Source organism: Halobacillus ihumii, from assembly GCF_902726645.1.
Lineage (GTDB): Bacteria > Bacillota > Bacilli > Bacillales > Halobacillaceae > Halobacillus_A > Halobacillus_A ihumii.
Genome location: NZ_CACVAO010000002.1, coordinates 1 through 25,640, shown reverse-complemented (window position 1 = coordinate 25,640; position 25,640 = coordinate 1). Strand labels below are relative to the sequence as shown.

Annotated in this window: 27 protein-coding genes and 1 pseudogene; 18 read left to right on the top strand and 10 right to left on the bottom strand. The window is 37.5% G+C overall.

What is annotated here, in order from left to right; translation table 11 throughout:
- Positions 1-39 precede the first annotated feature (39 nt).
- The 7 genes from G6R08_RS21355 to G6R08_RS21325 all read left to right on the top strand — a co-directional run bounded on the left by G6R08_RS21355 (position 40) and on the right by G6R08_RS21325 (position 5,547).
- Positions 40-603 carry a hypothetical protein gene (locus G6R08_RS21355; RefSeq protein ID WP_079524940.1) on the top strand — a complete coding sequence of 188 codons (564 nt, stop codon included), beginning with the start codon at positions 40-42 and terminating at the stop codon, positions 601-603.
- 13 nt (positions 604-616) lie between these two features.
- Positions 617-1,024 (top strand): hypothetical protein, encoded by a 408-nt coding sequence (locus tag G6R08_RS21350; protein ID WP_079524938.1) that lies wholly within the window; start codon positions 617-619, stop codon positions 1,022-1,024.
- Between the two features lies 1 nt (position 1,025).
- Entirely contained in the window at positions 1,026-2,528 is a 1,503-nt protein-coding gene (locus G6R08_RS21345) for a VirD4-like conjugal transfer protein, CD1115 family (RefSeq protein ID WP_240339845.1), read from the top strand.
- A 12-nt stretch (positions 2,529-2,540) separates the two neighbouring features.
- On the top strand, positions 2,541-3,026 hold the full coding sequence (locus tag G6R08_RS21340) for a hypothetical protein (protein ID WP_079524936.1): 486 nt from the start codon (positions 2,541-2,543) through the stop codon (positions 3,024-3,026).
- A gap of 19 nt (positions 3,027-3,045) precedes the next feature.
- Positions 3,046-3,891 (top strand): conjugal transfer protein TrbL family protein, encoded by an 846-nt coding sequence (locus G6R08_RS21335; RefSeq protein ID WP_079524934.1) that lies wholly within the window; start codon positions 3,046-3,048, stop codon positions 3,889-3,891.
- Positions 3,892-4,162: 271 nt separating this feature from the next.
- Positions 4,163-4,933 carry a hypothetical protein gene (locus tag G6R08_RS21330; protein ID WP_079524930.1) on the top strand — a complete coding sequence of 257 codons (771 nt, stop codon included), beginning with the start codon at positions 4,163-4,165 and terminating at the stop codon, positions 4,931-4,933.
- Between the two features lie 356 nt (positions 4,934-5,289).
- Complete coding sequence (locus tag G6R08_RS21325; protein WP_079524926.1) at positions 5,290-5,547, top strand: hypothetical protein; 258 nt, start codon at positions 5,290-5,292, stop codon at positions 5,545-5,547.
- Between the two features lie 190 nt (positions 5,548-5,737).
- Here G6R08_RS21325 and G6R08_RS21320 read toward each other — a convergent pair whose 3' ends face one another.
- The 7 genes and pseudogenes from G6R08_RS21320 to G6R08_RS22195 form a co-directional block, all read right to left on the bottom strand.
- Positions 5,738-5,995, bottom strand: a complete 258-nt coding sequence (locus G6R08_RS21320) for a hypothetical protein (protein WP_079524924.1) — start codon at positions 5,993-5,995, stop codon at positions 5,738-5,740.
- 94 nt (positions 5,996-6,089) lie between these two features.
- Positions 6,090-6,584 (bottom strand): hypothetical protein, encoded by a 495-nt coding sequence (locus G6R08_RS21315; RefSeq protein ID WP_240339844.1) that lies wholly within the window; start codon positions 6,582-6,584, stop codon positions 6,090-6,092.
- 217 nt (positions 6,585-6,801) lie between these two features.
- Entirely contained in the window at positions 6,802-7,500 is a 699-nt protein-coding gene (locus G6R08_RS21310; RefSeq protein ID WP_079524922.1) for a SprT-like domain-containing protein, read from the bottom strand.
- A 103-nt stretch (positions 7,501-7,603) separates the two neighbouring features.
- Entirely contained in the window at positions 7,604-8,119 is a 516-nt protein-coding gene (locus tag G6R08_RS21305) for a hypothetical protein (protein ID WP_079524920.1), read from the bottom strand.
- Positions 8,120-8,735: 616 nt separating this feature from the next.
- Positions 8,736-8,861 (bottom strand): annotated as a pseudogene (locus G6R08_RS21300) (DUF3231 family protein); the annotation flags it as partial.
- Between the two features lie 378 nt (positions 8,862-9,239).
- A complete protein-coding gene (locus G6R08_RS21295) occupies positions 9,240-10,403 on the bottom strand; it encodes a D-alanyl-D-alanine carboxypeptidase family protein (protein ID WP_079524918.1) in 1,164 nt (387 codons plus the stop codon).
- 554 nt (positions 10,404-10,957) lie between these two features.
- Positions 10,958-11,674 (bottom strand): ZIP family metal transporter, encoded by a 717-nt coding sequence (locus G6R08_RS22195; RefSeq protein ID WP_079524916.1) that lies wholly within the window; start codon positions 11,672-11,674, stop codon positions 10,958-10,960.
- Positions 11,675-11,837: 163 nt separating this feature from the next.
- Here G6R08_RS22195 and G6R08_RS21285 point away from each other — a divergent pair, with 163 nt between their 5' ends.
- From G6R08_RS21285 to G6R08_RS21260, 6 genes are all read left to right on the top strand, one after another.
- The gene (locus G6R08_RS21285) at positions 11,838-12,218 is read left to right on the top strand and encodes an ArsR/SmtB family transcription factor (protein WP_079524914.1); all 381 of its coding nucleotides are present in this window, start codon (positions 11,838-11,840) and stop codon (positions 12,216-12,218) included.
- A gap of 35 nt (positions 12,219-12,253) precedes the next feature.
- A complete protein-coding gene (locus tag G6R08_RS21280) occupies positions 12,254-13,207 on the top strand; it encodes a cation diffusion facilitator family transporter (protein ID WP_079524912.1) in 954 nt (317 codons plus the stop codon).
- Positions 13,208-13,589: 382 nt separating this feature from the next.
- Positions 13,590-14,204, top strand: a complete 615-nt coding sequence (locus G6R08_RS21275) for a copper resistance CopC family protein (protein WP_079524910.1) — start codon at positions 13,590-13,592, stop codon at positions 14,202-14,204.
- A gap of 13 nt (positions 14,205-14,217) precedes the next feature.
- Positions 14,218-15,366: a copper resistance D family protein gene (locus G6R08_RS21270; RefSeq protein ID WP_079524908.1), complete on the top strand. Its 1,149-nt coding sequence runs from the start codon at positions 14,218-14,220 to the stop codon at positions 15,364-15,366.
- Positions 15,367-15,935: 569 nt separating this feature from the next.
- A complete protein-coding gene (locus G6R08_RS21265; RefSeq protein WP_079524904.1) occupies positions 15,936-16,256 on the top strand; it encodes a YnfA family protein in 321 nt (106 codons plus the stop codon).
- Between the two features lie 16 nt (positions 16,257-16,272).
- Positions 16,273-16,473, top strand: coding sequence for a hypothetical protein (locus G6R08_RS21260; RefSeq protein ID WP_079524903.1), 201 nt, complete (start codon positions 16,273-16,275; stop codon positions 16,471-16,473).
- 153 nt (positions 16,474-16,626) lie between these two features.
- Here G6R08_RS21260 and G6R08_RS21255 read toward each other — a convergent pair whose 3' ends face one another.
- The 3 genes from G6R08_RS21255 to G6R08_RS21245 form a co-directional block, all read right to left on the bottom strand.
- Positions 16,627-17,481 (bottom strand): cation diffusion facilitator family transporter, encoded by an 855-nt coding sequence (locus G6R08_RS21255; RefSeq protein WP_079524901.1) that lies wholly within the window; start codon positions 17,479-17,481, stop codon positions 16,627-16,629.
- Positions 17,482-17,609: 128 nt separating this feature from the next.
- Positions 17,610-19,724, bottom strand: coding sequence for a heavy metal translocating P-type ATPase (locus G6R08_RS21250; protein WP_079524899.1), 2,115 nt, complete (start codon positions 19,722-19,724; stop codon positions 17,610-17,612).
- A complete protein-coding gene (locus G6R08_RS21245) occupies positions 19,711-20,100 on the bottom strand; it encodes an ArsR/SmtB family transcription factor (protein ID WP_079524897.1) in 390 nt (129 codons plus the stop codon). The genes G6R08_RS21250 and G6R08_RS21245 overlap by 14 nt, the downstream gene beginning before the upstream one ends.
- A gap of 290 nt (positions 20,101-20,390) precedes the next feature.
- Here G6R08_RS21245 and G6R08_RS21240 point away from each other — a divergent pair, with 290 nt between their 5' ends.
- The 5 genes from G6R08_RS21240 to ccsA all read left to right on the top strand — a co-directional run.
- Entirely contained in the window at positions 20,391-21,329 is a 939-nt protein-coding gene (locus tag G6R08_RS21240; protein ID WP_163531422.1) for a cytochrome c oxidase assembly protein, read from the top strand.
- Positions 21,330-21,862: 533 nt separating this feature from the next.
- The gene (locus G6R08_RS21235; RefSeq protein WP_079524893.1) at positions 21,863-22,552 is read left to right on the top strand and encodes a DsbA family protein; all 690 of its coding nucleotides are present in this window, start codon (positions 21,863-21,865) and stop codon (positions 22,550-22,552) included.
- 4 nt (positions 22,553-22,556) lie between these two features.
- On the top strand, positions 22,557-22,973 hold the full coding sequence (locus tag G6R08_RS21230; RefSeq protein ID WP_079525051.1) for a disulfide oxidoreductase: 417 nt from the start codon (positions 22,557-22,559) through the stop codon (positions 22,971-22,973).
- Between the two features lie 93 nt (positions 22,974-23,066).
- Positions 23,067-24,689 (top strand): cytochrome c biogenesis protein ResB, encoded by a 1,623-nt coding sequence (resB, locus tag G6R08_RS21225; protein ID WP_079524892.1) that lies wholly within the window; start codon positions 23,067-23,069, stop codon positions 24,687-24,689.
- Between the two features lie 30 nt (positions 24,690-24,719).
- A partial coding sequence (gene ccsA, locus G6R08_RS21220) for a cytochrome c biogenesis protein CcsA (protein ID WP_163531421.1) occupies positions 24,720-25,640 on the top strand: 921 nt, incomplete at its 3' end.

Genomic DNA, 25,640 nt, shown 5'->3' with positions numbered 1-25,640 from the left:
ATATAACACTAAAACCAATATTAATGGGGTTGAGATAAGGTGAAACAATACTTCATTATAGGAGCGTTGATTCTCTCAAATGTTATTTTCTTATTGCTCTATATCGGTGCGTTAAGTACCGATCATCAAGCATCAGCGAATGAAAAAGAGGAAAGAGAAATTACAAAAGGGGAGAAACAAGGTAAGACAGAAAAGGGTTCTGAAGAATCCCTATCACAAGACAAAGAGAAGTTCATTAAGGATACATTTAAAACGCTTTTCGATTATGGAAATGAAGATTATTTAACACGATTTGAAGTCGTAAAAGGAGAAGTTAGTAAAGACGTTATTCAAACTTTAAATGGCATGGGTGGGGGAGAAGTTCCGAAGGTTAAATTTCAGAATAACGTCAAAGGAATCAAGGTTTATGTTGCTTCTTCTCCACCAGATAAAGAAAACACAAAGGATGTCCTTGTTTATATGACGAGTTCTTACGAAATCGAGGGCAGCACACCGAGTGAACGGCATCAGCTTTTCCGAGCAGGTGTGAAAACAAAAAATGATGGCTATATCATCACAGCCCTTGAATCATACGGGTATATCCAACCTGTCAGCCAAAGTTAAGGGGGAGTTTAAAATGATAAAGCAAAAGATATTGGTTTTCGTTCTTTGCTTTTTATTCCTTTTTGAGATCACCATGCAAATCGGACACCTGCTTCCTTTCATTGCTGAAAACATGGGGAATCTCAATCTAAACATGATTAAAGATAAAGCTTTCACTATTTTATTGAATCCTTTGGATGTGAATCCAAATCCTCTTTTTTACATGCTGCTGATTGGAAGTATATTTTATTCAGCTTACCTTGCAGTTACATTAGGAAAGGAAAAAGAAGGGTGGGAAGTCGATCCGAACGAACGGTATCATGGTTCAGCTCGCTTTGCTAAACCGAAGGAGATATTTACAGGCAACGAATTTAAAGGAGCAACAAGAAAGGATGTCTTTCATGAATTAATGGAATCAATAGAAACCAAGGGAGGGGACTAAATTGAAAACGAACGGCATCATCTTAGGGGAATTTCAAAAAAATCTCATGATACAGCCAACAGACAGTAGTGCCCCGAATCGTAACCACTTTGTTGTAGGTGGTCCAGGTTCTTATAAAACGCAAAGTTATGTGATGACAAATGTGCTGAATGAACGAGAGTGTTCGATAGTGGTCACCGACCCGAAAGGTGAGGTATATGAGAAGACATCTGAAATCAAGCGCAAACAAGGCTATGATGTTCGTGTCGTCAACTTCAGTAATATGGTTAGCAGTGATCGTTACAATCCCTTTGATTACGTAAAGAAAGATATACATGCAGCAACGGTTGCTAATACCATTGTTGCAGCTAAAAACGACCCGAAGAAAAAGGATATTTGGTATAACTCACAATTAAGTTTACTCAAAGCATTGATTCTTTACTCAATCAATGAAATGAAGCCATCAGAACAGAATATGACAGGGATACTGGACTTTTTGCAGGAATTTGACCCCGAAAGAGACAAAAGCAAGGGTGTAAGTGAACTCGATGAACAGTTTTTAATGCTTGATCGGCGTAACCCTGCCAGACGTGCTTATGAACTCGGTTTTATGAAGTCACAGGAAGAAACCCGTGCAAGCATCGTTATCTCTTTACTTACTACGATTGGCGATTTTGTAGATGATGAGGTTGCTGCTTTTACTTCATTCTCTGACTTTTTTGTGGGGGATGTAGGAAAGCGAAAAATAGTTGTCTATGTAATTATTCCCGTGATGGATAGTACATGGGAAGGGTTGATTAACCTATTTTTTAATCAGATGTTCAATGAACTTTATCGTATCGGTGCAGAGAACAATGCAAAGCTCCCTCAATCTGTTTTTTTTATCTTAGATGAGTTTCCCAATCTTGGGCGATTTGATGACTATGAACGATTTTTAGCCACATGCCGTGGCTATGGTATCGGTGTGGGAACGATTGTTCAAAATATTACTCAGCTACAGGCGATTTACGGTAAAGAAAAATCGGAATCCATTATTGGTAACTGTGCGGTGAAAATCTGTTTGGGGAACGTGAATGAAACAAGTGGTAAATTTTTCATGGAACAAATGGGTAAAGCGACAGTCAAGGTGGAAACAGGGTCAACATCAAAAAGTAGGGGGAAAAGTGAAAGTAACTCCGCATCTGAAAGTTTTAATTACACAGGCAGGAATTTAAAAAACTTGGATGAAATCCTTACCATGCCCGATCACGAATCAATTGTGATTATCGCTGGCAAAAGGCCTGTAATTGCTAATAAAGCATTTCAATATAAATTGTTCCCGGGTATTATCCCCCAATCAAATCAAGACAATAAATTTTTAGTTCGTCAAGTTGATTATGAGAATGAACCGACAGAAGAAGTACTGACAGCGTTTGAAGAAAAAATACAAGCCTTCGATCAAAGTCAGGAACAAAAGAGGGAAGAACAACAAGAGAATCAGATGGATGCTGCCGAAAACTTCTTTAATCAAGAGGCGAACGGATAGGGAGTGTTGACGTTGAAAAAATACTTATTGCCATTGTTAGTAATGACATTGTTACTTGCTGCTTGTGGTGGGGGAGGGTTTAACCCTGAGAAAGCAGCAAAAGAGAGCAAGCAAGCACTGAAGGACTTTTTCTCACTTTATGAGAATGGAGAATCCATTGCAAGTCTCAACAATGGAGAAATCAAAAATGCTGTTGATAAAAAAATGATTGATTATTTCACTGATGATTTCAAAAAGGAGGTCTATCAAGCTATAGATAACCGAAAAGAATATAACAAATCTTATCAAAGTGAATCTGCTTTTTTTCTTAACACAAAAATTAAGGAGAAAAAAACTACTTTTAGGAACATTTATGAAATAACTGATTACCGAATAAACGAGGAACAAAAGCAAGTATTGTTAAGGATAGATGCTACTGAATCTACTTTAAGAGATAGTGCATTGAAAATAGAAATGGTTTTAAAGGATGGGGGATGGAAGATCAATAAGGTTAGTTAAATATGAGGGAGGGAGTTGAGTGTTTAATTTAACGGATAATATAAAGGAATTCTTTGAGAACTTAATTTCGGATGTCTTAGAATCAGCCCTACAATGGTTAGCAAACATAGTTTTTACTCACAAAGGATTGACAGGGTTCTTAAATGAAACGTATCTATTATTTATTAGCTTTGGTGCAGGAGTTATGCTCGTGATTCTTCTATGGAAAATCCTTGAATATACGATTCAAACTAATGCAGGTGCATCCCATCAAGTTGGGTTATCGGATATTCTCCTTCGTGCTGTGCTAGCTTCTGCATTGATACCCATTCTCCCTTTCATTTTAACTTTTCTTGTTAGAGACATAATAACACCCCTTGGAACTTGGATGTTTGGGGAAATGGGAAAGTACACCGCAGAAGGTGTAACGGATTACTTATCAAAAGGAAGTATTGGCGACATCATCGGTGATGGCTTTGTGTTTCTAATCGTTTTAGGGTTTGTAACAGTTGCTATTGTTGCATTTACAATCAAAATATGTATCTATCATGTCGATTTACTGGTTCTGGAATTACTTTCAATTTGGGCTGCTATCTCTGTCTGTTCAGATGAAAACAATTACATGTCGGTTTGGTGGCGTGAAGTTTTATCGCAGCTAACAACAATTATTGTACAAATGGCGTTGATGGTTGCCATAACAGAAATTTTAACAAGTGACAGCTTTACATGGTGGAAATTCATGTTGCTAATTGGCATGTGTGTGTTAATCATTCGCGGACCATCTGTTCTCCGTCATATGTGGTATGGAACAGGTTCTTCCAGAACCATGATCAATGGGGGGAAAATGGCTACTCGCTTTGCCATGGTTAGAGGGCGAACAAGATAATGATAATGGATTTTTTGGAGAGTACAATTGGTCCATATAATGTATTTACTTATCTATTTTTGGCAGTGGTTAGCTTTTACGTGACTCTTAACGTAAAAAGACAAATTAGAATGATAAAAGAAGACAATGAAGCGAATCAAACATGGAATAAGTTTAAACAAAAGAACCGTGAGATGTTTACTAAAAAGAATTTTGTAATGGTAAAAAAATATTACCTTAAAAAATTCAAGAATTATTTTTTAAATAAAAAATAACAAAGGAGAGATGCACGATGAATCAAAGAATTATGAATGAAGCTATGGAGCAGCACGGTCAGGAATTAATGAACGTCATTAACCGCCAGTTGGAAGCAAAAGATAACGGTCAATCTTTATTAAGTGAAAATCAAGTTGAATCTATGCTAGATAAGCATTTCGAGAAAGTTGAGAGTTTGCTTGAATCCTATACACAACAGCAGCAACAAAATAAAGGGGTTTCCGTATCAGAATGGATTCAAGATTTTCAAGAGAAATTAAAAGAACTGGCCAATGAATTTGCCAAAAAGTTTAAGGCAAAGGTTTTGGAATCGAAGAATAATGTTGCTGAAAAAACCCGAGGAAAAGTCGAAGACGTACAAGAGAAGGTTAATGAGAAAGTAGACCATGTTAAAGAGCTTGCTCAAAGCAAGATCGACAATGCTGTTTTAAATTTGAATAATAGAGTGAAAGAAATAACTCAAAAGGTAGAAGATCACCTTAACCAGAAGGAAGACGTTCCGCCAGAACAAAGTCAAACAAATAATGACGAACAAACATCTAAGGCTTCGGAAATTGAAGATTTAAAAGAAGAGATCAAGAATTTAAAAAAAGAAAATGAAAATCTCTCTAAAAATAATAAAGGCCTTCAAGGTAAAATGGATAAGGTTCAGCAATTTTTTAATGAAGATCAAGATGCACGGCAAAGTTTAAACAAGTTTTTAACAGGCAATGAGGCGAAACAGGAAAAACAGCAGGATAGGAAAGAAGAAGTGACGGAGGAAGCCAAGCAAGGTATCAAATTGTAATAGAAGGGGTGCTACCCCTTCTTCATTATTTTACTGTCGAGTGACAATAAAGATGTTTCCGTTACAATAAAAATGTTCCGCAATAGACAGTTTGTTGAATAAGTAACCAAAGTAGGTGAGTGTATGTGGGAAGGATAGCAGAGAAAAATAGAAAGTTCATAACCAAATCGGGATATGGTTAAATCGCTTTCAAAAATTTATCAACTCTATACGTTGTCCGAATTGCCACTAGCTAATGTTCATATATTGCTTGATCACTTTTTATGGGCTTGGACAGAATATGATGGAAAATATAAAGGTTGTACATGGTGGTCTGAGAAAGCTTATGAACAATATGTTAAAAGAAAAAAGACAGAATGAAAGGACATGACCATGTTGTACCTCGTGATGTAATTAGACGAGAAATATTAAAAATGCTGGGTAACAAAAGTAGTGATGAACAATTGTATGAATTTCTTGATAAGAATCTCATCGGATGTGTGATAACAAAAGAAGAAGATAATATGTTGAATAGATTAGGTTTAAGAGATGTATTGGGTTGCACTTTAGATAACCATACGACTTGGAAAAGATACGAAGTTGCTAGAATATCAAGGAAAAAAGTTAAATGGTAAAATGAAAGAGTATTTTTAATAAAGTTTTGTTATTCCGGAAAAGAGGCGCGATTGTTGAGCAACACAGGTAAAAAATAATCAAACTTTTTTATAAAAACAAAATTGAAATCTGTCGGGAAGAAGCCATTTTGAAAAAACGATCGAAAATGGCTTCTTTTTATTTACCATAAAATGTGGGTTTTTGAGGTGTTTACTTTGCATTAACTTTATAATTTAGCTTCAATTCTTTAATGATTTTCTCTACAACTTGTACAATCTTTTTATTAAAGCTGATTTCTCCGTACTTCGTTTGTTGTTCAATTTGCTCATTTAATTCTCCTGTTAGATCTAATGTAATGTTGTAATTGAAATTTACAGCAGAAATATGTAATCGCTGGTTTTCATCATCCATTACTGCGTACACTTCTTCAAAGTCAGTAATAAAGAATTCAAATAATTTTGCTTTCATACCTATTAATACCCCTTCGCATTTTTGTTCCAGTTCAACCACGTTTTAAACAACATTGTTGTGACTAGATACGCTCTATTATATTTTTCGTCTCCTAAATACTTCTAGCCTTCCTTAGTGTCATCCTCTTTTTTGTCGATTCTTCCATTCTTGCAGCAAGATTTTGAATATAGGATTCTGTTAATTTGTGTGGGATGTATCCAATCCGTTCACGTATCAGATTTTCTAGGACAAAGCACTTTCTTGTCCAGTAATCATACATATCATAGGTGTAACGTTCACCGTTTTGAAACTCATCAGCACCCGTTTTCATGGCTTGAATAAACGTATGACGAGCATGGTAGGTGTCTGATCGCTCTTTACGAGCGATTTTGAGCATGAACATAAGTTCAATAGTTGTATAGGTCATTAATTCAGGTGTGGACTTCTCTGCATCAATATTGGATGGTTGGGATTCCGGCAAGAAGTTTTTGCGCTTGCCGTCATGTTGTACATCCGTCTTTCCAATTTTCATTTCACAAAAATCACAGTAGTAATGTTGTTCGTAGGGTTCAACCGGACTTCCGCAGTAACAGCACGTTTTCATCATAACAAAACTCCTTTTTATTGTAGTAGAAAAATTTAATTTGCTTTAGATTTGTGCAATGTTCGTCTTTCCATCTCAATTTTGTTGTTTTTGTCCAGGAATACTAGAACAATTTCATTCAAAAAGACGAACGATATTTTGTCCTGGTTGATTGACCAAGTTCCGAATAAGCGAACAATGTTTTTTGGCCATAATTCCGGGAGATAAAAAAACTGAATGTTTATTGCTTTTCTAGGGTTATATCACAGTCACCACATTTTACATTCACTTCTTGTTTTGATGACCGCATAATAAGCCCGCAGCCAGAACAAACCCACTTGTAGGATGATGGTTTACCTGCCGATGACGTTTCCCTCCCTGATTGGGCTTCGGCTTCTTCTGCTGATTGACCGTTTTCTAAGGCATTAAAGTACATAGAACCACGCCGTGAGATGGTAAATACATCAGCGTTTATATTCATGTTTGAAATTTCATACTTTGCTTTTTGCCCCAACCTTGCATAAGTCCAACCGTGAGTAGGGTCGGGTTTGTCGCTTTGATATTCAAATCCAATTTCTAGCACTTTCTTTTTAAAATGTTTATTATGGTACGTCCCTTTACGGCTACAATCCTGAATGTCATTAACTTTGTGATAAAGATGTACCATTTCATGAAGCAAGGTGTCCATCGTTTCGTGAAAGTCCAAATCAAGGAACTCTGCTGATAAGTTGATTTCATACATTTTGGTTTTGCCTTCTTTATCTCCCCATACGGGTACAACCGTACACCATCCCATCGATTTCCGTTTGTGTCCTGATGATTGTATGGTGATTGCCGGAGTCGGCAACTCATCATTGAAATAGTGTTTATTGAATAAGTAAAAGGCATTGTGCAGCTCCTGCGTAATTTTATCTATATTGACCTCATGAATTTCAGGCATTTGGTTCAACCTCCATTTTTGAACCATATGGTTCAATTTTATACTTCATTATATCAGAAGGAGGAAGATGAATCCCCCTTCCTTATCTAGTGTTTTAGCTGGTCTACAGTTTAGGCCCATAGCTTCGGGTTTTTATAGAACGTCTATCTTCCTTTTCTTGCTCTTTTTCCTTCTCCACTTGTTCTGATATTCCACATAAAACTACGTACACACTACGCAATCCCTGTACTGTCTCCTCAACACCCTTGTATTTAAGGGAAATGACCCTGACTACTGATTGATCAGAGAAACCCCCGTTATCCTCGATCAAATGAAGATTAATTAACATGGTGTAATGGGGATAAACCCAATCGTCTCCTTGTTTAATATAGATGGGGAAACTTTTATCCAAAAAATCAATCTCACCTTCACGGTTGGTGATGTCCCTAAGCTCATTCATTGTAAGGATAGGCTTGTGTTTAAACACTTCTCTCTCTAAAACAGCTAGGGAAACATTTTTCCCAACAAGTGGTTTTAATGTTTTTGCGACCGCTTTAACTCTTTCAGGAACCTCGGCCTTCGCTATAACCTTCGAATTTTCATCTGGAACCACTACTGGATTAACGAATTCATTCTTCATGATATTCACTCCTATTTTTAAATTCTTCCTTTTCTCTTTGCATGTTTTTACTCCTTTCCTTTTGCATCCGAAACGGATGGTTCCCCAAAGGGAATTATTTCTGCCCTTTTGACATGGAGAACGAATCTGGAGCATAGACAGCAGCGCAAGGGTTTCCGCACAAAAAAGTTTTCGCTTCCGCTTTTACTTATTAAAAGCGAAAAGTTTTTTTGCCCCTTGCGCTGCTAGCTCGTTCACTTAGAAAAAATAGGTAGGGCATACGGGACCCGACCTGTTTTTTTCTTAGTGGACTTGCGAGTGATACGATTCGGAATGCAAAAGGGACAGAAATGCTGAAGCAAAAATAAAAAGCAGACGTCAAGTCTGCTTATCGTATCTAACGCAACCTTGAAGTCCTGCTTTTTGACTTCAAGGTGTGCCCTCTTCGATTTTGCTATCAATGCCGACTCGTTCACCCCTTAAAAAATTGACAGTCCGTAGTTATCGCTAATTTTAGGGAGAAGCGACACGTACAGAATGACGGAAAGCGTTCTTTGCTTTTCGGTCAGTCTGTACGTGCAGTAGGCCAACTAGAACTGAATTAATATAAGTTCTTCCCACATCATGTAATAGGGTATTATTTTTTCTTTGCCAATTCATCCCTGTCTAATGCTCTAGGTGGTTCCTCCATCCATCCATTTTTGATCATGATGTTTGCCCCATCCTCTGCTAATTTCTGTATTTCTAAGGACAATTTGTTATACGTTTGTGAAACCTAGTTTTGCTGCTTTTGATGCTCCATAAAGTGCATCTCAACTGCCTTCTAACCCGGAAATAGGGATTTGTTCACAATAACATTTTGATGCTCATCGTCCAGAACTAACCTTCCGAATTCTTGTGAAAAAGGGTGTTTTTGTCCCCCGTGTTCTTGATTAGTAGTTTATCCAGGTTAGGATTTGAAAATTTTGAAGTATGGTTCTCCATTCTGATGGTTAAGCTTTTATTTGTCTTAGTGGTGGGCGTAAACTACGAGGAATTGAAATAAGTCCTGGGTTTGCACTTTTTTCGAACCGCAGTATGGTATGAAAAAGGTCACCTATCGATGCCAAGCATACCAACATCTATTAAAATCGATAGGTGATTAGAGCGAAAGAGTATTCAATAATAACGGGTGATGCAATGCCTTACCAAGGAGTGATACTACCCCTGGGAGGTTACTGAGAACTGCCCCTACGGTATCAACGTTCTTAGATGTTAAATCTTGTTCCTTTAATACCTTTTCTCTCTTAGGTTCAACCTTATCCAATTGAAGGGAAGTTAGGATTGAACCATTTTTTTGATCAATAATCTTTAACTTTCCATCTTTTATTTCTTTACTTACCTTTCTATTCAAGGGTTTTGTATAGGATAGTCTTTCGGGGACCTTATACTTTACACCATCAACTATAAACGTGGTTCCTTCGGGAATAGTAGAAGTTTGAAAATTTTTGAATCCATAGTCTAGTAGTTTTGTAGTATCGTTATAAGCCCCTCTTTGGAAATTGCTATTTAGAGTGATTACTATTAAGCTTATGTTTTCTCTTTCTGCGGTAGTTGCTAAAGTAAATCCTGATTGGTTAACAAATCCTGTCTTTCCACCAGTTACTCCTTTATATGGATTTTGCCTCATTAATTTATGATGAGTATAAAGGGTAGTATCCCATGATTCGCCGTTCCATTTTAGTTTCTTTGTGCCAAATATTTCTCTAAACACTTCATTCTTCATTGCATACTGTGTAATTTTAGCTAAATCCTTCGCTGTAGTTACATGTTGAGCATCAAAAAGACCGTGTGGATTTACAAAATTGGTATTTTTAACGTCAATGACGTTTTCTAAATATTGGTTGAGCTCAGTGGAGAAACGCTTTACACTCCCACTCAAGTGTTCCGCAATCGCAACACCCGCATCATTACCGGAATTAATCAGCAGCCCTTGAAGCAACTTTTTTAGGGTAACTTGTTCTCCTTTCTCCAAATAGACTTTTGTGCCCACCGTGTTTCTTGCATTTTCACTAACGGTGACAACGTCATCCAAATCACCCGTTTCTATCGCATAGATAGCTGTTGCAATTTTGGTTAGACTAGCCGGATACATTTTTTTATTGGCATTTTTTTCGTAGAGCACTTCGCCCGTCTCTGAGTCTATCATGATAGCAGATTTGCTCATTAAATTTGGCTGGAATTTATCTGATGCACCAAAAGCTGTGGAAACAATTGATACATTCATGATAACCATCATGGCTACAATTAATGTGATTCTTTTCATGTTAATACCCCTGTCCAAAGTTTTTCTGTACCACAAAGTTACTTAACTAGATAAAAATGCTAGTTTTGAATGTATCAAGCTTTATGGTTCCTCAATAAGTATTAAGGTTGCTAGATTACATAATATCACTACCTATAATTAGAGTGTATAGATTAAATGATTGTAATGAATACTTAAAATCATTAACCCTTTTGTAATAAATCTGGCGAATGTTTCCACTATCATGATGGTCACTTTATGTTTTCTCTAAACAACTTACACATAATCCCAATTCGTTAAGGGATAAGACGAGCAAGGGTGATCCTATAATATGGCCGTTCCATCGTTAAATAATGGTTTTCCCTTCGGTAGTTGAATCAGTAGCATAAAAAAGAGGCTGTTGGGATCATCTCAACAGCCTGTGGCTTTAGTAGGGTTTAATTAGTGGTCCTAAGAGTTAGAGACATATATTTTTTCAATTTTATATCCTTTCCCCTCAATCTTAAACTGTAAATAAAGTGAGATGGTAAGGATACTTTCTCTTGAATGTTTTCTTTTAAAGAGGTTATTTTGGCTCAGCTTAATGTTAAATATAAATAGATCCCCCCAATTCCTACCATACCCACAATAAGGCTATACGTCCATGAGGATTGTTGTATAGACTCTTTAAAAATCTCCTGTATGGCAACCATGAAAATAATGGAAATCGTTATATTTACAATGAAGGCTAACAAAAAAGGGAAACTAATATCGATAAATTGTCCCAATAGAGAACCTATGATGATGGGGAGCGTAACAACCATTGTACACAACATCCAGGTTAGAATCCCAAACCCCGATAAAAATAAGGGTGTGAATATGATAATCCCCTCGGGAATGTTATGTAAAAGGAGAGTTAGCACCATGGCACCAGCTAACTCTGTTCCTATATTTGAACCAAGTACAAATCCCATTGGAAAATTATGAACAGAAATACTAATGGTTAAGATAATACCTGTTCGAACAAAGATATCTTTTTGAGGGCTTCGGGTAATGATTGTAACCTTATCAATAGAGTGATGAATATACCGAAAAAGAGTGATTCCAGCAATGGCCCCTACAAAAAACACCCCCCATCCGCCCAGGCGGAGGCTTTCAGGAATCATTTCAAAAGCTAACAATCCAATGATAAGGCCCGTGCACAAAGCGTATATAAAGCTTTGTTGAACTCCTTTAAAAATCCAAGCAAAAATTCCGCCGATTCCTATTCCTAATCCAGAGGCAAAAGCCCCCATAATCCATGCTGTTCCCATTCTATCTCTCCATAGTTGTTTTGACATTAATCAGAAGCGTAAAATGAATGTATCCCCCTAATAACTTATTTATGTTTGACGTTGATTTATCATGCGTGTAATATGTTCATATGTTAATGTATACATATGTAGGGGATAACTTCAGAAAGGGAGAGATATTGCTATGAATGATGCAACACAAACCAAAAATAATGGTAAAGCCGTGGTAACGGAGTTACATGATTTTGAGGATAAAGTGGACGACAGGTCCCTAAAAGAACTTGATGAGGAAACATTATTTGTCGTTTCACAAACCTTTAAAGCATTGTGTCATCCAACGAGAATTCGTATTCTCCATTTACTGTTTCAAAATGAATATGCTGTGAACGAAATTGCTGAACATCTAAGCCTAAGTCAATCAACAGTTTCCCATCAGCTGACTTTTCTAAAGAACTTACGGTTAGTAAAATTCCGCAGAGATGGGAAAAGTCTGTATTATTCCCATGATGATGAACATGTTATGAATATGCTAAACCAAACGATTAAGCACGCAAGTCACTGTTAATAAACATTTGAAAATAAGGGATTAACATAGGAGGTATGAGTTTGGGACACGATCATGGTCATGATCATACGCATGGCGCAAACAAAAAAGCTTTAATGATTAGTTTTATTATTATTACTTTGTATATGATTGTGGAGGCCATTGGGGGAATCTTAACCAACAGTCTTGCTCTCTTGGCTGACGCAGGACATATGCTAAGTGACTCCGTATCGTTAGGGGTTGGCCTTTTAGCCTTTATAATGGGAGAAAAAGTAGCCAACTATAGCAAGACTTATGGATACAAACGATTTGAAATCCTAGCCGCCCTCTTCAACGGGGTTACACTCATATTAATTGCATTGTACATTTTCTATGAAGCCTATCAGCGCTTTTCGGATCCGCCTGAAGTTGCTTCTGCTGGAATGCTTACGATAGGTTTTATTGGTCTCCTTGTAAACGTAATTGTTGCGTGGATTTTGATGCGTAAAGGGGATACCAAGGAAAACATAAACTTGCGAGCTGCTTTTCTACATGTATTAGGTGATTTATTAGGATCTGTGGGTGCTGTTATTGCTGCGCTACTCATCATGTTCTTAGGATGGGGGTGGGCCGACCCTCTCGCAAGTGTCATTGTAGCTGTCCTTGTATTAATTAGTGGTTGGCGTGTAGCCAAAGATTCTGTTCACGTCTTAATGGAAGGCACACCTAAAAACGTAAACATTCAAGACGTTACCGACACGATCGAAGCGATTCCCGAGATTCTAGGTATTCACGATCTACACGTATGGAGTATTACAAGTGGGCAAAATGCTCTCTCCTGTCATGCTGTAGTTACGGAGAATTTAACAGTCCAAGAGTGTCAGGAACTATTAAGAAATGTTGAATCCCAACTAAAGGATAAAGATATAGGCCATGTAACGGTCCAAATGGAAACACGTGAGCACCCTCATGATGATTCTCTTTTATGTAAAAATGAAGGTGAAGATCATTCCCACCAACATGACCATTAAATCGTATGCCTCCATTGCTTAGCCTTGGGGGCATTTTTTTGGGGGAAAAAGTGACCTATCTTTCGTTTTTGAACACTTTCAAACAATTATCAGATTTGAAAGCGTTCTTTATTGTTAAGGTGTTATTCTGATTAAGAATTCGTTAAGAAAAAGGGGGCAAGCATGAGTGAAAGGATATTCATTCCATTTATCTAAATTGAAGAAACATGTTAGGTAAATAGACCTTTACGGGTGGATTCATTCACGGGACCAGTTTCTTTAAGTCACGCCAGAAGGAAGGAGGAGTCATAAAAAGATAGGAGTAGATGTCGGTGAAATGGATGCTATTGTTAGAGACTTAAGAAAACTCCTTTTAAAAAAGAAAAGATGAAAGGAAGATTCGATGAATAAAAAACTCTTAGCTTCGTTTATAGTATTAGCATTGATGGTAAGTATGATCCCAATGAATACCATAGAAGCACACTCTGTATTAGAAAATTCCACACCTAAGGATGGTGCAACTCTAGAAGAGCCCGTAGAACGTATCAAATTATCTTTTAACACGAAAATTGAAAAAGGAAGTACGCTGTATGTTCTGAATCAACAGGGAGAAAGTATTGAACCAAACTCAGTTACCGTCAAAGGTAATACTTTGGAAGCTAGTTTTAAAGAAAACCTTGCATCAGGTACATACCAGGTAAAGTGGAAGATCCTTGGGGCCGATGGCCATTTAATTGAAAAACAATATAGCTTTACGATTTCGACGACTCAAGAGGCATCACCTGACACAGAGAATTCAGGCAACTCTGAACAAAAAGAAAAGGCAAATTCAGAAACCGAAAACCCGGATAATTCAGCCTCCAAACAACAAGGGACGGATGGAAAAAATGCTTCACAGCAGGTTAAGAGTGAAAATGAATCCAATCCATCTCCATTCATGTATGAAATGATTATAGTTATACTCATTGCCGGGGCCTTATTATTGTTCTGGATGCTGTTTAGTAAGAAAAGACAATAAGGGTGGGTTCAACATGATAATTGTATTAACGTTAGCTGAAATTTTATTATATATTTCTTTTTCAGTATTAGTCGGGGCACTCATCCTTCTGCTCGTGCCGGATACCCATAAACCACCGATTAACATACCTAAAAAGATACTTTTTATAGCAACAGGGGTTATCCCTCTAGCTGCTTTATTTCCCGTTATTCGAACAACGGCCATCTTTTCGGGAGATCGTGACATGTGGTTCATTTTTAAAAATGTCTTATTCACGTTTGAAGTGGGTCAAGCCTGGGTGTTCATTACCCTTATTTCAGCGCTTCTTATTCGAGTTTTACTACCTAAAAACTTCAAAACTAATCCTATATTGCTTGGTTTAGCTCTACTATTGACATTGTTAATGCTTGTTGGCTACACACGATCCAGTCATGCAGCAACGATTACAGAATGGCAGGGTTTTCTAGCCCATACGTTTCACTTTTTAGCTGTCATAGTGTGGATAGGGATTCTTTTTGTAGCAAGTTGGTTTTCCAAAACAAAGGAGAATTGGTTACGATTCCTTAAATGGTTTACCCCAGTTGCAGTGGTTTGTTTGATTATTGTTTCTGTGGCAGGTTATTTTACGATGAGTATTGATATTAATTCATATGATGATCCTAATGCCTCCATTTTTCAAGAGTATCAGAATAGTTTAACCGTAAACTATGGACAGGCCTTGCTTTTTAAGCATTTATTCATGGTTTCCTTAGTATTATTCGCGATAATTAATGGAATTATTTTTCGAAAAAGGAACAATGATGTATCTTTTAACCCCTTGAAGTGGGCACGATTAGAAAGTATGTATGCTTTGGTTATCTTTGGCCTGACCGCATTCATGGGGCAGTCATGGCCTCCGCATCAAATCTATAGTTTAATAAAATCTTATGGGGCTTCCCCCCTATACACAACTTTTACGCAAAGTGATCTAGTTGAAACCATTCAAAATGCAGAGTCTTTAAGAATATTTAACGTAAGCTTTTCTTTTGGACCCATGAGTCTTCTTTTAGGTATTATGGGCGTGTTATTTACGACGATAACTATTATGGCAGCCGTTAAACGGGAATCGGTAGCCATGACTTCAAGCGCTACCTTACTTATGGTTTTATCATTCTATTTTGCTTTGATGATAGGAATTCAATAATATAAAGGTCTTTTGTCTGTGACAAAAGACCTTGAAACATTAAATATTCTAACTATAAAAAGGAGAATCTATGTTTCATGAAATCAGCTCATAAACTTCCTTATTTTTTTATTGTTATTTACATTGTGTTTTTTTATATTTCCAGTTTCATTACGGGCTTACTATTAGATTCTAAAAACATGATCTTTCTTACTGCACTGGTTGTTATATACTGGTTTACAGCCACTACTCTTATGAGATTGTTTAGTAAACCCCAAAGGTTGAAGCAGCTCCTTCTTAAAACAACCATTAGTGTAGGGGTGATTATGTTAGTTACTTCACTCCAACAAGCGCTTTTTATTAATACCCCTTACAGCTTTAGCTTTTTGTTTTTCGCTATAAGTCTAATCCTATTGTTATTGCTACACACCTTATACTTCAGCTGGAAGTTAACTTCAAATATCCCTGACTAGATCATGTGAAAGAAGAGAATTCCCCTTTATGGCCAATCCATCTTTTTGTCCGGGCAAGTTTGTAGAATGTCTTATGTAAAAGGTTAAAAACGGTAAAAAATGAAGTGAGGGTTGGTTATGACAATTGTATTATTCCTTTTAGCTGGGTTAGCTGAAATTGGTGGTGGGTATCTTATTTGGCTGTGGCTGAGAGAAGGAAAACCTTTTTATTGGGGGATGTTAGGTGGCTTATCCTTAGCTATGTATGGTGTTATAGCTACGTTTCAAACGTTCCCTTCTTTCGGGAGAGTTTATGCGGCCTACGGAGGTGTTTTTATAATATTATCTGTCCTTTGGGGATGGGGTATTGATAAAAAAACGCCTGATTTTTATGACTGGGTAGGTGCAGGTATATGCTTAGTTGGAGTTTCTGTTATGTTGTTTGCCCCACGCCAATAAAAAGGAGGTTATCAAAGTGATTATACAATCAAATATGTCACCCAAAGCTATCGTTGAAGTTTGGGGGAATACAGTCGATGTTTTTAAGAAACACAATATTCCACTAGCTGAAAAAGCTTTAGGGACAATGGTTGAAGCTAATGCGTTGACTCCTTTACTTCAAGAACTCAATGCTATTGTTGGAAGTTCAACGACTACTTGTATAGAAGGTGGCTGACAAATGCCATCTCATAAGGAGTAGGTTACTCCTTTAAATGTACATATTCTAGTTCCACAAAAGGGACGCGATTGCTAAATAACGAAATAATTTTTTAAAACAGCCGCATTCTTTATTGAAAATGCGGCTTTCAGACGTTGAAGGCAAGTAACTTTATTTGCATTGAACAGTTTCTACCAACGTGACAAGACTATCATGCTTTTCTTTTGTTAATTCTTTTATCTTATTAACAATATGGGTAACTTCTTTAACCGTAAGATTTGGGGGAAGTGTAATGGCTACATCTATTATAACCTTACTACCTGAAGTCCTTGCTTTTATGTCTTTCACACTTTCGACTTCATCAATATTGGAAATAGTCTCCTTGTATTTTTGTATGTCATCAGGGTTAATTCCATCTGTTAAAATCAAAGAAGTTTCCTCAAAAATCTCCCATGCTGCCCATAGGATTACAAGACCAATCACAACACCTGTAATCGGATCCAACCAAGAAAGACCTAACTGTGCTCCTAATATTCCAATCCCCGTACCAATACTCACTAAAGCATCGGAAAAGTTGTCTTTCGCAATGGCCTTTAAACCTTGGCTATTGGCTTTAGAAGCTATATTACGATTTATAAAATAAACAATAAACATGAAGGCTCCACTTCCAAAAGCAATCCAAGAAGCTAAGGGGTCTGGGGTAGCGTAATTATTATTAATAATGGAACGAGTTGTATCAAATAAGATTTGAAAACCGATCATAGCAATGACAAATGAGGCTAATAGGGAAGCTACGTTTTCAGCCCGTAAATGTCCATAAGGATGATTATCATCACGCTTTTTCTTAGCTATGTATAACCCAATAATAAGCGCTACAGAGGTGACAATGTCGGTAAGATTATTTAAGCCGTCTGCTAATAACGCAACTGAGGCAGCTTGTAAAGCAATTATAACTTTAATGGCAGCAACCAATAAATAGGCAAATGTACTAAACCATGCTCCAAACCTAGGGCTGTTCAATTTCATGTTTGATCCTCCCCTTACTTCCTTCCCTATATGTTCCACTCAAAAAAATGATTTATTCGGTTTTAACGAGATTACGATCGTTTAATTATTAAAAAATCCCCTTCCAAAAAGGAAAAGGGGATTTATATTTAACCACCATATTTTGACTTCATTAATCGTAAGGAATTTAAAATGACAATAAGCGTGGCTCCCATGTCAGCGAATATTGCCAACCATAGAGTCAACCAACCGGGTATAACTAGTAACAAAGCTATAACTTTTATTCCAAGGGCAAAGGTCACATTTTGTTTAATCACATTTAAAGCTTTCCGGCTTAAGGATATGGTATAAGGAAGCTTATCTAAATCATCAGCCATTAAAGCGATATCGGCTGTTTCTAGGGCTGTATCTGTTCCAGCTCCCCCCATAGCCACACCAACCGTAGCCGTTGCTAAGGCAGGGGCATCATTCACACCGTCTCCCACCATTGCGACATTTCCATGTTGTTCCCGAAGAGACTTAATGGCATCCAGTTTATCTTGGGGCAAGAGTTCAGCTTTCACTTCGGTTATCCCTAACTGTTGACCAATGGCCTTTCCTGTACCTTCATTATCTCCTGTTAACATCACCGTCTTTTTAACACCTAACTTGTGCAGTTTTTGAAGGATGGACGGACTATCCTTGCGAACTTGATCAGCCACAGCTATTAAGCCGTTTATTTCTTGTTCGTTCCCAACCAGCATGACAGTTTTACCCTGTATTTGTAGGTGTTTGACTTGTTGTTGTATTTCGTTTGAAATAGAGCTTAGTTCATGGAATAAAGATGGACTTCCAATATAGTACGTCGTTTGTTTGATGGACGCTTTTGCACCTTTGCCTGTAATGGATTGGAAATCTTCAGCTGTATAGGACTCCGTATTATCCTGTTCAGCCTTACGAATAATTGCTGAAGCAAGGGGGTGTTGTGAATATTCTTCAATAGCAGCTGCAACACCTAACAACTTTTCCTGTTCGATTCCTGATATAGACACTATATCTGTCACTTCAGGGACACCTTCAGTGAGGGTCCCCGTCTTATCAAAAGCCACGACTTTTAAACGCCCGGTTTCCTCTAAATGAATTCCACCTTTAATAAGCACGCCCCTACGTGCAGCATTTCCAATCGCCGTAACAATGGCGACTGGAGTTGAAATAACAAGCGCACAAGGACAACCAACAACTAGAACAGCTAGACCCTGATAAATCCATTCGGACCATACCCCACCCATGAAAAGGGGAGGAATAACACCGACAAGGAAAGCAATCGTTATAATAGCCGGAGTATAGTATTTGGCAAATTTATCGACAAACTGTTGAGACGGTGCCTTTTCAGCTTGTGCTTCCTCAACTAGATGAATGATTTGGGAAATCGTTGTATCTTCTACGTGCTTGGTCACACGAACTTCCAACACACCTTCTTCATTTAACGTTCCGGCAAATACTTCATCTCCAACGTTTTTATGGGCTGGTATGGATTCTCCTGTTATCGCTGATTGATTAATCGACGATTGACCTTTGACGACCTCACCATCCATAGCGATTTTCTGCCCTGGTTTGATAAGCATAACATCATCGATTTGAACATCCTCAACGTCCATTTCCATAACTTCATCGCCACGTCTAATGGTAGCCCTATTGGGGGCGATGTCCATTAAAGATCGAATGGACTGGCGTGCCTTATCCATGGAGTAGCCTTCCAGTGCTTCACTCAAAGCAAATAAGAAAACAACAACAGCACCTTCCCCCCATTCTCCAATAACAGCAGCACCGATAATGGCAATGGTCATTAAGGTTTTCATATCAAATTGAAACTTGGTTAGGTTCTTCAGACCTACCTTGAATAATTCAAAACCCCCAACTAAGATTGCTGTCGCAAACGTGCCAATCGTTATGACGTCATCTTCCCCTAATTGAAACGATAGAACATATCCAATCACAATGAAGAATAAAGAAACCATCGTCATGACATTTCCACGGTTCTTCCAAAAAGGTTCCTTCTTCTCTGGTTGTCGTTGGCGTTCAGGATAAACTTTGATTCCATCAAAGGCTCCTGCCTGTTCCAACTGTTCAACCGATGCATCCCCATGGACTGTTATTTTAGATGCGCCAAAGTTAAGATCGACATCATTAACGGTTTGAATATCGCGTATGTTTTTTTCAAATTTGGCGGCACAATTTGTACAGGATAATCCTTGAAGACGATAAACGTTTTTATGGTCTTCCATTAGAATCACCTTCTTTTGAATGAATCATCGCGATAGACACTAACTGATGGACATGTTCATCAGCTAGAGAATAAAAGACAAGCTTCCCCTCTTTTCGATACTTAGCCAATTTCATATTTCGTAATAATCGTAGATGATGGGAAGCCGTTGCCGTGGTTGAACCAATGATGTTGGCCACATCACACACGCATAGCTCCGTTTCTAATGTTAAAGCATAGGCAATTTTTAAACGTGTGGCATCGGATAATGCCTTAAAAATCAACTCTACACCCTGAACGTTATCCATTTGAGGTTGTATCCGGTTAACGATCTCTTCATCGTAACAAAATGTATCACATGTATCGGGAGACCCAGCGTTCACTATATCTTTACTCATTTTACCACCCTCATTCAAATAATTATTTGATTATTAGTTTATATTTTATGCGTTTACTGCGCATATGTCAACGCGGGTATTTACACCAATTATGTCACTGATTTATTGAGGAGGTTTATCCAGTTGGTCCGTAAACCAAACTTATAAGTAAACACAAAACGCACTTCAAAAAGTTTATAAAGCATGTTAAATTCAGAGACAACGTTTGTTTACATTGTTTTTTGAAAATACCAATTCGGAATTTTTTTCTATGTAAATAGGAAATGGCCGAAAAACAAGGAGATAAAAATATGAAAGTAAAGAATCGATTAAACATACTAGGTTTAACACTGTTCTTGTTTATCTTTTTACCCATTCAAGCATTTGCTCATAACCCAGATGTAAGGGCAACTGGTGAAGGGAATTTATTTCAACAGTACACTTGGTTCGAGATACTAAATCCCATTTTACTTTTGTCTTTAATAGTGGTTTACATTGCTTACCTTAGGACAATGCGTAAAATATCAAAGAAACGTTTAGGAGAACGTAATCTTAGGAAGAAGATATGTTTTCTATTAGGGTTATTAACCATTTATATTACATTAGCAGGCCCTCTTGCTATCTTATCCAACAATCTTGTATTTAGTGCGCATATGCTTCAAACATCTTTGATGTATATTGTCATGCCCCCCCTTATTCTATTAGGTATGCCACAAGGGTTTTATCATTTTTTGGACGAAAAAATATTCAAACCAAAAATTTTACGTATTTTAAAGTCTCCTTTGATTAATTTAATATTATTTAATGCACTTTGGTCCTTTTACCATATACCATCAATCTATGAATACTTTCTGGAGGAATTTATTCTACTGGAGATCTTACATATTGTCTTGAACACATCTGCATTCTTAATGTGGATCCAAGTTTTGGCACCAGAAGGTCAAATTAACGACATGTCCTATTTAAAGAAACTTGGTTATATGTTTGCGAATGGACTGTTAATAACACCAGCCTGTGCTTTAATTATTTTTGGGGGAGATGTAATATATCCTTCTATCTTTGAATCACCCCAACTTTTCCCATGGCTTGGCCCACTACAGGATCAGCGACTAGGGGGTATCATTATGAAGGTCGTTCAGGAGTTTTCCTATGGTACGGCGATAACCTATGTATTCTTTAAATGGGCACGATTGGAGAGAGCGAAGGATGCACAAATTGATGAATTACCAGAGCATTTTGTAAACGAGTAAATTGATTTGTTCCTTTAATAGCTATTTTTCATTTATGAGGCACTCTTTCCCAGAGTGCCTTTTGTTATTTTCGAGATCACATTTCATAATGCTAGATCTTAAAAAGGAATGAGATACTCATCGGTTAACACTAGTTTCCTCTCAACTAGAACATAAGGTTGTAAAATGAAAGATAACATTATGCCAACATTCAAATAATTATTTGAATGGGTATATATTTGGGTGTTAAACTATAATCGGTTCAATTGAAAAAGTTTTAAAGAAGTAGATTTTTTCAAAGAAAGGAGTTCTTTTATGATTGATCCATTTTTTGTGTCTATAACCCTCATGGCTGTAGGTATATCTATTATATACACGATATTCATAGTCATCCTTTTAAAACGAAATAAGAGAAAAAAAGAGAGTGATCGTAGAAAGCCTTAAATGTCATGGAATCGTTATAATCATGCGTAAACCCCAATCAATTTTCATGATAGGGTTGTTCTAAATCTAGCGTATCTTGCTAAAAAATAAACCGTTAAGGAGTGAAGTCCATGTCTAAAAAGAATCCTATGCCTATAATTATGGTGGTTACTTTAGTAATTATAGGGTTGATTACCACCCTTGTTTTATTAAATAACCAAAGCGAAAGTGCAGGAGAAAAAGAAAGCCATACGACAAGTGAATCCCCTTCGATAAAAAACCACCCCACTATGGGAGAGGATAATGCACCTGTACAAATCATTGAATTCGGTGATTATAAATGCCCTGCCTGTAAGAAATGGAGTAAGCGTGTGTATCCGCAATTAAAAGAGGAATTCATTGATACTGGAAAAGCCAATTTTACTTATATTAATACTCCGTTTCATGGAGAAGGATCTAAATTAGCTGCCCAAGCTGGAGAAGCCGTTTACAAACAAAAACCGGAAGCTTTTTGGGATTTTCATAAAGCTCTTTTTGAGGCCCAACCAGACGTAAATCATGATCAAAAATGGTTGTCAGATGAAAAAGTTCTTGAGGTAGCTGAGGAAAGTGTTCCTTCCATAGATCTAACACAAATGAGACAGGATCTTCACTCAGGTGCCATTTCTCAAGAAGTTCAAAACGATACGGATCTGGTCAACGAATATGACGTCCAACAAACTCCAACCATCATGATCAATGGTCAAATCTTAGAAAACCCGTTTGATTACAAAGCAATTACTAGTTTAATCAACCAAAATCTTGATGATAATAATGGATAAGGCTATGGAAAATAAGAAAAACCGTCCGTCTTATCTTCTCTACATGGCTTGGATCATCTCTGTCCTTGCCACCCTTGGCAGTCTCTACTTCAGTGATATTCGGGGGTTTGTTCCTTGTGAGCTCTGTTGGGTTCAGCGAATTTTTATGTATCCGATGAGTATCATCCTTGGCATTGCTACGTTTTTCAATGATCGGAAAGTTATAAAATATGTATTACCTTTATCCATCATCGGAGGACTTGTTTCCATCTTTCATTATATGGAGCAGAAGGTACCTGGGTTTGCTAAAATAAAGCCCTGTACGCAAGGGGTTCCTTGTAGTTCTGAATACATCAATTGGTTTGGCTTTATAACCATTCCCTTTTTAGCTTTACTTGCATTCAGCCTCATTAGTATATTGCTGCTGTCGGTAAGGAAATAATTCGTAGCAAGGGCGATTAGCCAAAACAACTCCACGGGTATTTACAATAGATAACTTAAAAGGCATAGAACCTTTGAATTGTGAGGTTTGTGTATGACAAACATTAAATGTGAATGCGGGCATGTGAATCCAGAGGGAACGGTACTATGTGAAGCCTGTGGTAAGCCTATAGCAAATCAGCATAACTATGGGGTCGATAATCAATCCTTATTAAATATGAGATATGATGGGAGTGCCAGGAGATCCCAAACGTATAATCGCACAATCATCGATAAAGTATGGAATTTCTTTTCGTCAGTTAAAGTTGGAGTGTGGCTTATTGTACTTACCTTAATCGCTTCAGCAGTTGGAACGATATTTCCACAAGAAATGTATATACCTCCTGGTGTTAGTGCCTCAACCCATTACGTTGATCAATATGGTTTAGCAGGACAGATCTATTATCAGTTAGGCTTTCACAATTTATATAGCTCCTGGTGGTATATGCTTTTACTTGCGATGATTGGCATTTCAATCGTTATTGCTAGTATCGATCGGTTTGTACCTCTTTATAAAACACTGAGAATACAAAAACCTAAACGTCATGATCTATTTATGAAAAAGCAAAGAATATTCGGTGTGACGGAATCTAGTTTTGTTGATAGGGAGAAACTGAAGGCTAACTTGGAAAAGAGACATTTTAAGGTTAAGGAGCAAGATGGTCATATCTTGGCAGAGAAAAACCGTTTTTCTAGATGGGGACCTTATGTCAACCACATTGGTTTAATTATCTTTCTACTGGGGACGTTGCTCAGATTCATTCCTGCTCTTTATGTTGATGATTACATTTGGGTCCGAGAGGGTGAGACGGCTGTTATAAACGGTACGGAGGGACAATATTACATCAAGAATGAAAAGTTTATTCTAGAAACATACGACGAGGACGTCGAACGATTTCAGGAGGCCCTTGAAAACAATGGAGGGCCCGTACCGAAGACCTATCAAACGAATGCTGTTATTTATAAAAGAACAGATCCTATTTTAGTCGGCGGAGATCCTGAGCTTGAAAAAATTAAAGAAGATCAAATTCGCGTGAATCATCCCATTAAATTCGGTGGGTTTGCTCTTTATCAGGCAAGCTATCAATTAAATGAATTTAAAGAAATGACGTTCAAGATTCATGATAAAAACAATGAAGATAGCTCTTATGGGCAATTTACTGTGAATTTGTCTGAACCAAAATCGGAATACCAACTCGATAGTGGCTATCGTGTGGTTCTTGATTCTTACTACCCGGAATATGAACTCCAAGACGGTGAACCCGTGTCTGTATCTAAATATCCAAAAAACCCAGCATTTGTATTTAATGTGTATCCACCAGGTGAATCGAAACCAGAGATAAGTTTTGTGGGAATTGGTGTCAATGTTGATGCGACGGGTCAAAATAATTATAAAATAGGCCTAACCGAATTTGATGTACGGGATGTAACCGGACTGACGGTTCGTAAGGATTATACGCTTCCTTTCATTGCGTTAGGTGGAGCCATTTTCATGATTGGCGTCATTCAAGGGATGTACTGGAATCATAGAAGGATATGGATTAAACCAAAGGAAAATGGAGTATGGATCGCGGCCCATACGAACAAGAACTGGTTTGCATTAAAACGTGATATTGAACGAGTGATTGACGGTACGGGGATAGAGTCACCTAAGGATCAACAAGAGATGGATAATTAGCCTCTAAGGGGCCATCAAGGAGGATCTAAAATGGAGTTGACTACAATAAGCAGTAACCTGCTTTATGCTGCTTTTATTATCTATTTAATTGCTACATTTTTCTTCGGAGGAACGATTCGTGATAAAAAAAGGAAGAATGCGGGAACGGCAGGTAACATTGGCATAGTATTGACTATTATAGGTTTCCTTAGTCAAGTCGGCTACTTCTTTACAAGATGGGTTGCGAGTAATCACGTTCCTGTTAGTAATTTGTATGAATTTACAACATTTTTTGGCATGATGCTTGTGCTGGGGTTTATTGTTATATATTTTATTTACCGTATCAACATTCTAGGATTGTTTGCACTGCCTATAGCCCTGCTAATTATAGCTTTTGCGAGTATGTTTTCAAGTGAAATATCCCCACTTGTTCCATCATTGCAATCCCATTGGCTTTATATCCATGTAACAACGGCATCACTTGGGGAAGCTATTTTATCGATTAGTTTTGTCGCAGGATTGATCTTTCTAATCCGCCAAACGGATCAAAGTAAAGGGTCTAAGCATACTTTTTGGTTAGAGAGCGTGATTTATATGCTAGCTGCAGCTTTAGCGTTTATCATCATCTCTTCAACCTTCAATGCGATGAATTACGAAGCCACATTCGAAGCTCCTGTTGAAGGACAAACTGTGGAGATTACTTACCAAATGCCAGCTATAGCTGGGCCAACGGACGGCGAGTTACTGACCGATAATATGACTCCACTTTTTAATGTGCCAGAGTGGATGCGTGGTGTGGATGCAGCTGTTAAATTCAATACCATACTGTGGGCCTTCCTTGGGGGCCTCGTTATTTACTGGCTTGTACGTTTATTTTTAAGAAAGCGCATTGGAGCAGCAATTCAGCCTTTCTTGAAAAAAGTGAACCCAGAACTTGTTGATGAAATATCTTATCGCGCAGTGGCTATCGGG